Raw genomic sequence first — 13,603 nt, 5'->3', positions numbered from 1 at the left:
TGAATTTTTTTTACCTGTGTTATACTATACGCGGTAGATTCTAGCTCCTACGCCCGATAATATTTTCACAATTTCGGCAGAAAAGGCATCTGACGGGAGGTGAATGGGTGGAGGATGAAGGAAAATTTAGTAAGAGAAAGAGGGTTTAATTGATGGGTTTGGCTACATTTATAGGCGGCATTCATCCATATGAGGGTAAAGAACTGTCTGAGGATAAGCCGATCAAGGTTCTCGAACCGTTACAGGGCGAGATCATGGTTTATCCGCTGTCCCAGCACATTGGCGCACCTGCGAAACCACTGGTAGCGAAGGGCGATCACGTGCTGAAAGGCCAGATCATTGCAGAGGCAGGCGGATTTATTTCCGCAAACGTACTTAGTTCTGTTTCCGGTACGGTAAAGGGAATCGAGTCCAAGCTGGTTGCCAATGGTGCAATGGTTCAGTCAATCCTGGTGGAGAATGACGGTGAAGAAGAGGCGATTGAGGGCTTCGGAACAGACAGAGATGCAACAAAGCTGTCGAAAGAAGAGATCCGTAAGATCGTTAAGGATGCCGGTATCGTCGGCCTGGGCGGCGCTGGTTTCCCGACACATGTAAAGCTTACTCCGAAAGATGAGAACGCAATTGATTACGTTATCGTCAACGGTGCAGAGTGCGAGCCGTACTTAACCAGTGACTATCGTACCATGATGGAGCGTCCGGAGCAGATTATCGGCGGCCTGAAGGTTATGCTTCAGCTGTTTGACAATGCGAAGGGTGTTATCGGTATCGAGAACAACAAGCCGGAGGCTATCAAGAAGCTGACGGAGATGGTAAAGGACGAGCCGAGAATCGAAGTATGTCCGCTGCTTACCAAGTACCCGCAGGGTGGTGAGCGTACACTTATCTATGCAGTGACAGGACGTGAGATCAATTCTTCCATGCTGCCGGCAGATGCAGGCTGTATCGTAGACAATATTGATACCGTTGCTTCTATTTATAATGCAGTATGCAAGACAACTCCGCTGATCCGCAAGATCATTACGGTAACCGGTGATGCCATTGCAGAGCCGCAGAACTTTGAGGTACGCCTTGGTACCAACTATCAGAGACTGGTAGAGGCAGCAGGCGGCTTTAAACAGGAACCGGAGAAGATGATTTCCGGTGGTCCTATGATGGGACAGGCTCTTTTCAGCCTTGACTTCCCGGTAGCGAAGACTTCATCTGCTCTGACCACCTTTACCAAGGATCAGGTAGCAGCGATGGAGCCGTCAGCATGTATCCGCTGCGGACGCTGCGTAGGCGTTTGTCCGGAGCATCTTGTACCTCCGCTGATGATGAAGGCATCTACGGCTCACGACCTTGAGAAATTCCAGAGCTTAAACGGCATGGAATGCGTTGAGTGCGGATGCTGTGCATATGCTTGTCCGGCAAGACGGCCGCTGACTCAGGCATTCAAAGAGATGCGTAAGGCAGTAGCAGCCAGCCGCAGAAAGTAGGAGGTGGGAAGAAATGGAAAAATTATTAAAAGTATCGTCATCACCTCACGTTCGTGACGGAGTTACGACACAGCGCCTGATGTTTGACGTTGTGATCGCCATGATTCCTGCCAGTGTTTATGGTGTATGGCAGTTCGGCATGAATGCACTTCTGGTTCTGATCGCTACCGTGATCGCCAGTGTGGCAGCCGAGTATCTTTATGAGAAATTAATGCACAAGCCGATTACGATTTCGGACGGCAGTGCAGTTGTTACCGGCATGATTCTTGCACTGAATATGCCGCCGGAAATCCCGGTTTGGATCCCGGTTCTTGGTGCATTCTTTGCAATCATCGTTGTAAAACAGCTTTACGGTGGTCTGGGACAGAACTTCATGAACCCGGCACTGGCAGCCAGATGTTTCCTTCTGACTTCCTTCGCTCTGTTTATGAATAACTTCTCATCCGCAAAGCTTGGATTTGACAGTCTGACAGGTGCAACTCCGCTGGCACAGTTAAGAGCCGGTGAGACAGTGGATCTGGCATCCCTGGTAATCGGACGTATCCCGGGAACTATCGGTGAGGTATCTGTAATTGCCCTGCTGATTGGTGCGATTTACATGGTAGTCCGCAAAGTTATCAGCCCGGTTATCCCGCTGATTTACATTGGAACCGTATTTGTATTTACATTCCTGTTTGGCGGATTCAACCTGACCTATTCTCTCAGTGAGATCTGTGCAGGTGGTCTTATCTTCGGTGCATTCTTTATGGCAACCGATTATGTAACGAGTCCTCTGACTCCGAAGGGACAGATCGTATACGGACTGATCCTCGGAATCGTAACCGGAATCTTCCGTCTCTGGGGTGCTTCTCCGGAGGGTGTTTCCTACGCAATTATCTTCAGCAACCTGCTGGTTCCGCTGATTGAGCGCTATACGCTTCCGACAGCATTTGGAAAAGGAGGTCAGAAGAAATAATGAACCAGATTATCAAAAATACAATCATCCTTTTCGTTATTACTCTGGTAGCTGGTATCTGTCTGGGAACAGTACATGATATTACGCTGGATCCGATTGCACAGGCACAGGAGGCAGCAGCTACTAAAACTTATCAGGAAGTTTACCCGGATGCGGCAAGCTTTGATGAACCGCAGGAGCTGGCTGACGCAGTAACTGCTGCAGCGGACAGCATCTCTGAGTGGGGATTTGGAAAAGTTACCATCAATGATGCAAAAGAAGCGCTGGATGCAAGCGGCAACCAGATCGGTTACCTGATTACCTCTACCTCCGCAGAGAGCTACGGCGGCAACGTGCAGATCGCAGTTGGTATCAGCAACGAGGGCGAGCTGACCGGTATCGGTTTCTTAAGCATCAGCGATACGCCAGGTCTTGGTATGAGAGCCAAAGAACCGGATTTCAAGGATCAGTTTATCGGCAAGAAAGCTGAGAACCTGGAAGTTACAAAGACAGGCGCGTCTGCAGATAATCAGATTGAAGCCATCAGTGGTGCAACGATCACTTCCAAGGCAGTCACCAACGCGACAGATGCAGCTATCTATTTCGTGGCTAACTGCCTGGCACAGTAGGAGGTGGAAAGATTATGAATAAATATGTAGAGCGCTTATATAACGGTATCTGGAAAGAAAACCCGATTTTCGTTCAGATGCTGGGTCTGTGTCCGACCCTGGCGGTAACCACTTCCGCCATCAACGGTGTCGGCATGGGACTTTCGACAACCGCCGTACTGATTGCGGCGAACTTTCTGATTGCATTGCTTCGTAAGATCATTCCGGACGGCGTGCGTCTGCCGGCAGAGATCGTAGTCGTAGCATCCTTCGTAACCATCGTAGATATGTTGATGGAAGGTTTCGTTCCAAGCTTATATGCTTCCCTGGGACTTTACATTCCGCTGATCGTAGTTAACTGTATCATCCTTGGCCGTGCCGAGGCATATGCTATGAAGAACGGTCCGATCCTGTCTGCATTTGACGGTATCGGTATGGGACTTGGATTTACAGTTGCTCTGGCACTCATCGGTTCCTTCCGTGAGCTTCTGGGTGCAGGTACTATCTTTGGTATCCAGATTATGCCGGCTTCCTATCAGCCGATCTCAATCTTCATCCTGGCGCCGGGTGCATTCTTCGTACTGGCTTGCCTTACTGCTCTTCAGAATCGTCTGAAGATGCCGTGTGCAACAAACGGTTCCGTAAAAGAGAAGAAGAAGGGTGGCTGCTGCAGCGGCGACTGCTTAAGCTGTGCTGGTCATGATGCAGAAGTTAAGAAGGAACAGGAGGAGAAGTGATGAAAGAATTACTTATTATTGCGATAAGCTCGGCGCTGGTCAGCAACGTCGTACTGAGCCAGTTCCTCGGTATCTGCTCCTTCGTCGGCGTATCCAAAAAAGTTGAAACAGCAGCTGGTATGGGTGGTGCGGTTATCTTCGTTATTACCATCGCATCCATCGTTGCAAACTTGATTTATCAGTTCGTTCTGGCACCGCTTGGTATCGATTACCTGAAAACCATCGTTTTCATTCTCGTTATCGCAGCACTGGTTCAGATCGTTGAGATGTTCTTAAAGAAGTGCATGGTTTCCCTGTATAACGCGCTGGGTGTATTCCTTCCGCTGATTACAACAAACTGTGCCGTTCTTGGTGTTGCCCTGACAAACGTTCAGAACGGATATGGATTTTTACAGAGCGTGGTAAATGGTGTTGGTACAGCCGTTGGTTATACCATCTCCATCGTGCTTCTGGCAGGTATCCGTGAGCACATCGAGGGAAATGATATCCCGTATAACTTTCAGGGATCTCCTATCGTACTTGTAACGGCTGGTCTGATGGCGATTGCATTTCTCGGATTTTCCGGATTACTGTAGAAGGAGGAGACGAAAATGGATATGAATTCAATCATTATCGCTGCTGTCGTGATCGCGGCAGTCGGCATCATCGTCGGTGTCGGTCTGGGTCTGTTCGGCGCGAAATTTAAAGTTGAAGTAGATGAAAAAGAGGCAGCTGTTCGTGAAGAGCTGCCAGGCAACAACTGCGGTGGCTGTGGTTACCCGGGCTGTGATGGTCTTGCAAAGGCCATCGCAGAGGGCAAAGCTCCGGTTAATGCCTGCCCGGTCGGCGGTGCTCCGGTTGGCGAGAAGATCGCTGCTATCATGGGCGTAGAGGCTGGTTCCTCTGAGAAGAAGGTAGCTTTCGTTAAATGTAAAGGTACCTGCGACAAGACAAAAGTACAATACGAGTACCATGGTATCGAGGACTGTGCGAAGGCATCCGTTGTACCGGGTGGCGGTGCAAAGGCATGTTCTTACGGCTGTACCGGTTTCGGAACCTGTGTGAAGGCATGTAAATTCGATGCAATCCACGTGGTAGACGGCGTAGCGGTTGTAGACAAAGAGAAGTGTGTAGCGTGTGGTGCCTGCGTGGCAGCCTGCCCGAAACACCTGATCGACCTGGTACCGTACAAGGCAAAACATCTGGTACAGTGCAGCTCCCACGATCGTGGACCGGCTGTCAAGGCAGCCTGCCAGGTTGGCTGTATCGGCTGTACGCTGTGTACCAAGCAGTGTAAGTTTGACGCAATCCATATGGATAACAACGTAGCTGTTATCGATTATGAGAAGTGCGTAAACTGCGGAGCTTGTGCAGCGAAGTGCCCGGTTAAGGTTATTCAGTAAATAACGTAAATGAATACGCGTGACTGTGAAGGTACTGAACAGTCACGAATACGGAAGTAAAACGTCCGGTTGAACCGTTTGGAAAGACGGTTCAGCCGGACGTTTTGATTAGAAGAAGCTATATGGAGTGATATGAAACTTAAAGGATCGCTTTCGCCAGTGCGGTATGTATCACATTTAAGAGTGCCTGTGAGGTATACTGGCTGCCGCTTTCAAAGGAGAGATTTTCAAGCGACTGCGTGCTCACGATCTGCTCCGAGAGATGCGAAGCGGAAGGGGAGAGCAGCGGGTACATAGTTTCGATGGAATCACTTAAAGGACGGCAGGTAACAGAGGTGATTTGGGTGGAATCAACCGTGACTTCGACATTGACTGCCTGGCTGCCAAGTGTCAGGGTAGAACTGTACATGCCTGGCAGATAGTGGATACCAGCCGCAGCAGGGGCAGAAGCACTCTGTGTCTTCCTTCCAGGACGGAACATGATGAGGAGAAGCGCGATGAGAAGAAGCCCCAGCCCGATAAAGATAGCAGTATAAATAATCTCTTTCATGCGGAGTACGACAATTTTTGTTTTTGAACTCATAAGAAAGCTCCGGAATTCGTTTAGTACAGTGTATGAGACGGTTTGAGGGAAAATGAAAGAATATGATTTGTTATAAAAATAAAAGTCCCTATTTACATTTGTGTGTCTGATGTATCAACAGTATAATGATACATTTCACAAATTGCGTATGCGATTAGAAAATCAAGTAGTCCAAATTCCATAAAATGAAATTTTAGGGTAAATTACAGACATTAGCTTGGCTGTAGTATTTTTAAACAACATGTGTTAGACTACTGTTATACTAATCGGTATTTAACGAGGAGGTAATGATTATGAGTAGAAATATAAAAGGTGGTTTTTTAACATTAGGTGGTGTTGTTGGTATTGTGGGAATGATAATAGTGGCAATGCAAAATCCAGCAACTGAATGGGTAACGCCACCTGGAAGAATGATTGTAAGTATTTTAGAAAATGGATTATTGATTCCTACGGTTTTATTCCTTGTTCTTTTTATTTATGGATTGTATATTCTCCTAACGGAGAAAAACGATTGAGCAATACCGGTTTGTCGAATTAAGAAAACCGGTATTTGTGTAAGAGGAATTCTGTAATGAAATTTTTTGAAAATACCCGTAAGCCACAAGGCTTCGGCGGAAAATTGATGACGAAGATGATGAACAGCGGTCACGCCAAATTATCGCAATGGGGATTCTCAAATATCTCCGCGAAGTCTGATGCTGAAGTTCTGGACGTCGGCTGTGGCGGCGGAGCCAATATTGCGGTCTGGCTTGATAGATGTGGAAATGGCCACGTGACAGGAATGGATTATTCTGAGGTTAGTGTGGCAGAATCTCAAAAATTGAACGCCCTCGCCATTAAACAAGGGAAATGTAATGTAGTTCAAGGAGATGTATCTGCTATACCCTTTTCTGACGCGACTTTTGATTATGTTTCTGCCTTCGAAACAGTTTACTTTTGGCCAGGATTAGTAAAATGCTTTTCCGAGATCAACCGTGTGCTAAAAAGCGAAGGCATATTCCTGATTTGTAACGAGAGTGACGGAACGAATGCCGCAGATGAAAAATGGACAAAGATGATCAATGGTATGAAGATTTACACATCTAAACAACTTGTTGCCGCTTTGAAAGAAGCGGGTTTTACAGAGATCAAAACGTATTCAAATGCAAAAAATCATTGGATAAGTATTGTTGCAACGAAATAGCCAAATTCCAGTTTGTCAATTACAGGTGACATTGAAAGAGTCAGCCCATTCAAGGTGCTGGCTCTTTCAAAAATTCAAATCTAATAAATTGCACGACAACTTAGAGTAAAAATGAATACCCATTAGCCAGAAATGAATAGAAAATGAATAAAAGAGTGGTGTTTCGTATAATTATGAGTTAGTATGCATCAGACACACTTTTGTAAAAAGGGAGAAATAAAAAGAGCTGCCATCCGTTGATATGCTTTGAGAGGATACCCCTCCCCCAAATCTACGAAAAGGGAATCTGATCAGCGGATGGCAGCTTCTGAGATTTTATGACACGATATTAAACATTGAAGCGGAAGAGTACGACATCGCCGTCCTTCACCACGTAGTCCTTGCCCTCCATGCGCACCAGCCCTTTTTCTCTGGCTGCATTGTAGGAACCGCAGTCTAAGAGATCCTGATAGTTGACTACCTCGGCTTTGATGAAACCACGCTCAAAATCAGAGTGGATCTTTCCAGCTGCCTGCGGAGCTTTGGTGCCGACTTTGATGGTCCATGCGCGTGTCTCGGTTTCTCCGGCAGTCAGATAACTGATGAGACCAAGCAGACGGTAGCTGGCTGCAATCAGTTTTTCAAGACCGGATTCAGTCAGACCGAGATCTTCGAGGAACATTTTCTTCTCATCTTCATCTAACTCAGCGATCTCCTGCTCAATCTGGGCGCAGATAACAAATACCTCGCTGTCGTTCTCAGCTGCAAATTCGCGAACCTGTTTTACATATTCATTGGAAGCACCGTCATCTGCCAGATCATCCTCGGATACGTTGGCAGCGAAGATAACCGGTTTCCAGGTTAAGAGATCCAGCGTATTGATGAACGTGAGTTCATCCTCGTCCTCCGGCTCAAAGCTCTTAGCCAGATTGCCGTTTTCAAGGTGCGCATACAGTTTTTTCAGAGTTTCCAGCTCTTTTGCAAGGGATTTATTTCCCATGGCGCTCTTGGTGGTCTTGGCAATACGGCGTTCCAGAACTTCCATATCGGAGAAGATGAGCTCCAGGTTGATGGTTTCGATATCGCGGAGCGGATTGACGCTGCCGTCTACATGGATAACATTTGGATCCTCAAAGCAACGGACAACGTGTACGATCGCGTCTACCTCACGGATATTGGCAAGGAACTGGTTTCCAAGACCTTCGCCCTTGGAAGCGCCCTTTACCAGACCAGCGATATCAACGAACTCGATCACGGCCGGAGTGATTTTGGCAGAATTATAAAGAGCTGCTAACTGACCCAGACGCGGATCCGGAACCGGTACGACACCGACGTTCGGATCGATGGTACAGAACGGGTAATTGGCAGACTCAGCGCCAGCCTTGGTCAGAGAATTAAACAGTGTACTTTTGCCTACGTTTGGCAGACCTACGATTCCTAATTTCATTTTATGATTTACCTATCCGAAAACCCTTTGCTTATCAGGATTTCCGCCTTTCTTTCGGTTTCTTATTGCGCCTTTTTACGCCCTTTTTGTAATCTTTCTTAATTTTAATGAAAGAAATCAATGCAACTATGTATTATAGCAGAAAGACAGCGCTTTTTCAATCTCAAAGGAGACATTTTGTGGCTATAGGAATGCGGAAATGGTTACTGGGCACGTATGCGTGAACAGTAACCAGAAATGTGTAATGGTTGTCTGTTTTCCTGTTTAAGAAGTAAGAAAGGATTTTTTAAGGGAGCTGCGGAGTGGTAGGATAGGGCTGAAATACATGATTTTGCAGTAGAAAGAAACTATAAAAATATAGGAATAATTAGAACAAATAAAAAAAAATAAAAAAAACAAAAAAATGCTTGCATTCGCGGATCGCCTGTGCTATACTAAGCTTCGTCAGTGAGTGACTCACTCGACAGGCAAAAATAAAAAGCAGTAAGCGGGAGTGCTGGAATTGGCAGACAGGCAAGACTAAGGATCTTGTGGGTGTATGCTCGTGTGGGTTCAAGTCCCATCTCCCGCAGTAAGCAGAAGTGGCGGAATTGGCAGACGCGCACGGTTCAGGTCCGTGTGATGGCAACATCATGAGGGTTCAAGTCCCTTCTTCTGCATGACTGATAGCCCGGTACAGAGATGTGCCGGGTTTTTGCTATACTCTGATTCAATAAATTCAGATATAAATTTGCGGAAAACAGGCTTGCAATTCAAATGAAATTGTGCTATACTACTCTTTGTCGGTGAGAAAATCATCGGACAGAGAAAATTGAAAAACAGTAAGCGGGAGTGCTGGAATTGGCAGACAGGCAAGACTAAGGATCTTGTGGGTGTATGCTCGTGTGGGTTCAAGTCCCATCTCCCGCAGTAAGCAGAAGTGGCGGAATTGGCAGACGCGCACGGTTCAGGTCCGTGTGATGGCAACATCATGAGGGTTCAAGTCCCTTCTTCTGCATGACTGATAGCCCGGTACAGAGATGTGCCGGGTTTTTGCTATACTCTGATTCAATAAATTCAGATATAAATTTGCGGAAAACAGGCTTGCAATTCAAATGAAATTGTGCTATACTACTCTTTGTCGGTGAGAAAATCATCGGACAGAGAAAATTGAAAAACAGTAAGCGGGAGTGCTGGAATTGGCAGACAGGCAAGACTAAGGATCTTGTGGGTGTATGCTCGTGTGGGTTCAAGTCCCATCTCCCGCAGTAAGCAGAAGTGGCGGAATTGGCAGACGCGCACGGTTCAGGTCCGTGTGATGGCAACATCATGAGGGTTCAAGTCCCTTCTTCTGCATGATCGATAGCCCGGTACAGAGATGTACCGGGTTTTGTTTTGTTAAAAAAATAGATAGAATATGATGCTGGGATTTGCCATATAAGCATAAACTGTAAAATGAGTGAATTAGTGAATGGCAAGAGCCAGAAAAAAGAAAACCTTTTAAACTTATCTTTGGATGCGACAGAAGCGGAACGGGAAAAGTCCCCGGCACTTCAGATGGGATACGACCAGAATACGAAACGCTGGGAATTAATCATTCAATATAATGGAACTGTGGAAAAGTTGCAGGAACAGCTGCCGCAGGCGGAAATTTATCCACTTTCCGGCGGCTACGCGATTGTGCGGCTCCCTGAATCGCAGGTGGATGATCTGGCAGGATTATCACAGGTTGAGTATATAGAAAAGCCGAAGCGTCTTTATTTTGAGGTGAACCGGGCGATTCGTGATACCTGTATTGCGCCGGTGCAGAGCGGAAATCAAGTCTCTCAAAACGTGTATGGCAGAGATGCTGATTTAAGTGGTCGCGGCACATTGACTGCCATCATCGACTCCGGAATCGATTATTTCCATCCAGACTTTCGAAACGCAGATGGAACGACGCGCATCGCCGCACTCTGGGATCAGGAGCAGAACCGGATTTATACGCGGGAGGAGCTCAACCGGGCATTGGAGGCGGGCAGCCGGGAACGCGCTTACGAGATCGTCCAGTCGCGGGATGTGAGCGGGCACGGGACGGCAGTTGCGGCGATTGCAGCCGGAAATGGCTGGGAGGGCGGCGGACACTACCGGGGAGTAGCCTGGGAGAGTGAACTTCTGGTCGTGAAGCTTGGAACGCCGCTTGCGGATTCATTTCCCAGGACAACAGAGCTGATGCGGGCGCTGGACTATGTGGTGGGAATCGCACAGGAATGGCGGATGCCGGTGGCGGTGAATCTGAGCTTTGGAAATACCTACGGTTCTCATGACGGAACCAGCCTGCTGGAGACGTATCTAAATTCGATGGCAGAGCGGGGGCGGACTTCCATCATCGTGGGAACCGGAAATGAAGGATACAGCATGGGACACCGGGCGGGATTTCTGCAGATGGGACGTCCGGTGGAGATAGAGCTTGCAGTGGGGGAATATCAGACGGGCTTCGGTGTGCAGCTATGGAAATTGTATCAGGACCGGTTTTCAGTAGAAATTTTCAGCCCGGGCGGCAGCAGCACCGGGGTGATCCGGGAATCGTTGGGAGCACAGCGGCTTTCCTATGAGACGGAAGAGATTCTTCTATATTATGGGATGCCGAGTCCATACAGTCAGGCGCAGGAGATTTATCTGGATTTGATTCCAAAAGGAAGCTACATTCAGGACGGGCTCTGGAAAATCCGTCTGATTCCAGAAGAAATACGGGATGGTCAGTATGATCTGTGGCTGCCAGCGGGCATGGCACTGAACAGGGAAACACGTTTTTTGACGGCATCGCCGGACACGACGCTGACAATCCCATCGACCGCCAGCCGGGCGATCTCGGTGGGGGCGTACGATGACGCCACGCAGGCGTATGCAGATTTTTCCGGTCGTGGATTTGCAAGATTGGGGCATCCGATCAAACCAGAGCTGGCGGCACCTGGTGTAAATATTATCACCGCTCGCGCAGGCGGCGGATATGAGGCGGTGACAGGAACTTCCTTTGCCGCTCCATTTGTGACCGGATCGGCGGCGCTGATGATGCAATGGGGGATTGTAAATGGGAACGATCCCTACCTGTATGGGGAGAAGCTGAAAGCATATTTCATCCGCGGGGCGCGGAGTCTGCCGGGGGAGACGGTATATCCGAATGAGCGGGTAGGGTATGGGGCATTGTGTCTGGAGCGAAGTTTCCCGTTGTAAAAACAATAGGAAGTGCAAGGTGCACAAAAAACAATAAATGAAATTGTAAATTATATTTAAAGTGTTAATTGAATTTTCCACTCAAAAGAGTATAATTTACATGATATAAAATGCAATGAGCATGGAAAGACATAAAAGAACGGAAATACAGAGAGTCACTGGATGGATCGGGAAAGCTGTTGGGATAGAAAATTCGCCTTTGTTATCCGACTGGATAGCAGAGGCGTTTTTTTATAAATAAACAAAGGAAAGAGGTTTAACTATGAGTGGAGTAATGATGATGATAATCGCCATCGTTGTTCTGGGAGGAGCATACCTCCTGTACGGGCGTTATCTCCAGAATAAGTGGGGCATCGATCCGAATGCCAAAACTCCGGCATATGAGATGGAGGACGGTGTCGATTATGTACCGGCTGATACAAACGTTGTGTTTGGTCATCAGTTCGCGTCGATCGCCGGTGCGGGTCCGATCAATGGTCCGATCCAGGCGGCAATTTTTGGCTGGCTTCCGGTCCTGCTTTGGATTTTAATCGGCGGCGTATTTTTCGGCGCCGTTCAGGATTTTGCATCCATGTATGCGTCTGTCAAAAATAAGGGACGAACAATCGGATACATCATCGAAGAGTACATTGGAAAATTAGGAAAGAAATTATTCCTTTTATTCTGCTGGCTGTTCTGTATTCTGGTTGTTGCAGCGTTTGCAGACGTTGTAGCGGGAACATTTAAGGGATTTACGGTCGATGAGGCAGGTGCTGTCACAAAGATAGCGGCAAATGGAGCCGTTGCAACTACTTCTATGTTATTTATCATCGAGGCAGTTGCACTTGGATATTTCCTCAAATATACCAAATTCAACAAATGGATCAACACAGCCGTCGCTATTTTATTACTGGTGGCAGCGATCGCACTGGGACTGAATTTCCCGGTCTATGTCGATCTTGGAACCTGGCATATTATTATCTTTGTGTACATTCTGATTGCCAGTGTCGCTCCGGTATGGGCGCTGCTTCAGCCGCGTGATTATCTGAACAGCTATCTGCTGATCTTTATGATCGTCGGTGCAGTTATCGGTGTATTTGTGGCCAATCCGGCATGTAATTTGAAACCGTTTACAAGCTTTAATGTAAATGGACAGTATATGTTCCCGATTTTATTTGTAACGATTGCCTGTGGCGCAGTTTCCGGTTTCCATTCTCTGGTATCTTCCGGTACTGCATCTAAACAGATCAAAAATGAAAAGAACATGCTTCCAGTTTCGTTTGGCGCAATGCTGATGGAGAGTATGCTTGCTATCATCGCACTGATTGCAGTTGCTTCCTTTGCAGATGGCGAGGCAGCAGCACAGGGACTTACCACCCAGCCACAGATTTTTGCAGGCGCGATCGCAAATTTTCTTTCCGTAGTTGGTCTGCCGCATTCGCTTGTATTTACATTAATCAACCTGGCGGTATCTGCATTTGCACTGACTTCCCTGGATTCGGTTGCCCGGGTAGGACGTCTGTCGTTCCAGGAATTTTTCATGGATTCGGACACAGACGAGGAAAATATGAGCCCGTTTGTAAAGGTAGTAACCAATAAATATTTTGCAACCATCATCACACTGGTACTCGCGTACCTGCTTACCAAGGTCGGCTATGCAGAGATCTGGCCGTTATTCGGTTCTGCAAACCAGCTGTTATCGGTACTTGCTCTTGTAGCTTGTGCAGTATTCTTAAAGAAAACCAAGCGTCAGGGCTGGATGCTCTGGGTGCCGATGCTGTTCATGATGGCAGTTACCTTTACTGCACTGAGCATGACCATCATAAAGCTCACAAACGCATTTATGACGACCGGTCTGGATCTGGGAAATACACTGCAGCTTGTATTTGCAGTGCTGCTGTTAATCCTGGGTGTATTAGTAGCAATTCAGGGTATCAAGAAACTGCTTGAAAAAGCGGATAAGTAAAAATAATAAGTGAAAATAAAATGTAGATGAGGTCCATCAGGGACAGCCGTTACGTTTTGTATGTATGATAGTAAAGAGAGGATGTCTGTATTCAAAAGAACAGATGTCTTCTCTTTTTCATTCTAAGCCCCTTTG

12 protein-coding genes and 6 tRNA genes are annotated in these 13,603 nt (G+C 47.2%); 16 read left to right on the top strand and 2 right to left on the bottom strand.

Annotated features, from left to right (window positions below; genetic code table 11):
* Positions 1-152 precede the first annotated feature (152 nt).
* The 6 genes from rsxC to DWX68_RS04765 are packed head-to-tail and all read left to right on the top strand — an operon-like array spanning position 153 to position 5,139.
* Complete coding sequence (rsxC, locus tag DWX68_RS04790; RefSeq protein WP_107001559.1) at positions 153-1,478, top strand: electron transport complex subunit RsxC; 1,326 nt, start codon at positions 153-155, stop codon at positions 1,476-1,478.
* 13 nt (positions 1,479-1,491) lie between these two features.
* Positions 1,492-2,433 (top strand): RnfABCDGE type electron transport complex subunit D, encoded by a 942-nt coding sequence (locus tag DWX68_RS04785; protein WP_107001558.1) that lies wholly within the window; start codon positions 1,492-1,494, stop codon positions 2,431-2,433.
* Positions 2,433-3,041, top strand: a complete 609-nt coding sequence (locus DWX68_RS04780; RefSeq protein WP_107001557.1) for an RnfABCDGE type electron transport complex subunit G — start codon at positions 2,433-2,435, stop codon at positions 3,039-3,041. The genes DWX68_RS04785 and DWX68_RS04780 overlap by 1 nt, the downstream gene beginning before the upstream one ends.
* 14 nt (positions 3,042-3,055) lie before the next feature.
* Positions 3,056-3,757 (top strand): electron transport complex subunit E, encoded by a 702-nt coding sequence (locus DWX68_RS04775; protein ID WP_022359778.1) that lies wholly within the window; start codon positions 3,056-3,058, stop codon positions 3,755-3,757.
* Positions 3,757-4,332 (top strand): RnfABCDGE type electron transport complex subunit A, encoded by a 576-nt coding sequence (locus tag DWX68_RS04770; protein WP_107001556.1) that lies wholly within the window; start codon positions 3,757-3,759, stop codon positions 4,330-4,332. The genes DWX68_RS04775 and DWX68_RS04770 overlap by 1 nt, the downstream gene beginning before the upstream one ends.
* Before the next feature lie 15 nt (positions 4,333-4,347).
* Positions 4,348-5,139 (top strand): RnfABCDGE type electron transport complex subunit B, encoded by a 792-nt coding sequence (locus DWX68_RS04765; RefSeq protein ID WP_022359780.1) that lies wholly within the window; start codon positions 4,348-4,350, stop codon positions 5,137-5,139.
* A 139-nt stretch (positions 5,140-5,278) separates the two neighbouring features.
* Here DWX68_RS04765 and DWX68_RS04760 read toward each other — a convergent pair whose 3' ends face one another.
* A complete protein-coding gene (locus DWX68_RS04760) occupies positions 5,279-5,722 on the bottom strand; it encodes a hypothetical protein (RefSeq protein ID WP_117795137.1) in 444 nt (147 codons plus the stop codon).
* A 293-nt stretch (positions 5,723-6,015) separates the two neighbouring features.
* Between DWX68_RS04760 and DWX68_RS04755 the strand changes: the two genes are divergently transcribed.
* On the top strand, positions 6,016-6,237 hold the full coding sequence (locus DWX68_RS04755) for a peptidase M50 (protein WP_118628744.1): 222 nt from the start codon (positions 6,016-6,018) through the stop codon (positions 6,235-6,237).
* A 56-nt stretch (positions 6,238-6,293) separates the two neighbouring features.
* Complete coding sequence (locus tag DWX68_RS04750) at positions 6,294-6,905, top strand: class I SAM-dependent methyltransferase (RefSeq protein ID WP_117795139.1); 612 nt, start codon at positions 6,294-6,296, stop codon at positions 6,903-6,905.
* 328 nt (positions 6,906-7,233) lie between these two features.
* On the opposite strand, the gene ychF is transcribed toward DWX68_RS04750, so the two are convergent.
* The gene (gene ychF, locus DWX68_RS04745) at positions 7,234-8,331 is read right to left on the bottom strand and encodes a redox-regulated ATPase YchF (protein ID WP_022359782.1); all 1,098 of its coding nucleotides are present in this window, start codon (positions 8,329-8,331) and stop codon (positions 7,234-7,236) included.
* 487 nt (positions 8,332-8,818) lie between these two features.
* Between ychF and DWX68_RS04740 the strand changes: the two genes are divergently transcribed.
* The 8 genes from DWX68_RS04740 (at position 8,819) to DWX68_RS04705 (ending at position 13,468) form a co-directional block, all read left to right on the top strand.
* Positions 8,819-8,902, top strand: a tRNA-Leu gene (locus DWX68_RS04740).
* Between the two features lie 4 nt (positions 8,903-8,906).
* Positions 8,907-8,990, top strand: a tRNA-Leu gene (locus tag DWX68_RS04735).
* Between the two features lie 166 nt (positions 8,991-9,156).
* A tRNA-Leu gene (locus DWX68_RS04730) sits at positions 9,157-9,240 on the top strand.
* 4 nt (positions 9,241-9,244) lie between these two features.
* A tRNA-Leu gene (locus DWX68_RS04725) sits at positions 9,245-9,328 on the top strand.
* A 166-nt stretch (positions 9,329-9,494) separates the two neighbouring features.
* Positions 9,495-9,578, top strand: a tRNA-Leu gene (locus tag DWX68_RS04720).
* A 4-nt stretch (positions 9,579-9,582) separates the two neighbouring features.
* Positions 9,583-9,666 (top strand) — tRNA-Leu (locus DWX68_RS04715).
* 99 nt (positions 9,667-9,765) lie between these two features.
* Positions 9,766-11,523: a S8 family peptidase gene (locus tag DWX68_RS04710; RefSeq protein ID WP_118467458.1), complete on the top strand. Its 1,758-nt coding sequence runs from the start codon at positions 9,766-9,768 to the stop codon at positions 11,521-11,523.
* A 262-nt stretch (positions 11,524-11,785) separates the two neighbouring features.
* Positions 11,786-13,468, top strand: a complete 1,683-nt coding sequence (locus tag DWX68_RS04705; protein WP_022359691.1) for a carbon starvation protein A — start codon at positions 11,786-11,788, stop codon at positions 13,466-13,468.
* The last annotated feature ends 135 nt before the right edge of the window (positions 13,469-13,603 follow it).

The organism is Clostridium sp. AF20-7 (genome assembly GCF_003479275.1).
Lineage (GTDB): Bacteria > Bacillota > Clostridia > Lachnospirales > Lachnospiraceae > Otoolea > Otoolea fessa.
Note: the sequence above shows the minus strand (reverse complement) of the source record. Positions and strands in the feature narration are given on the sequence as shown.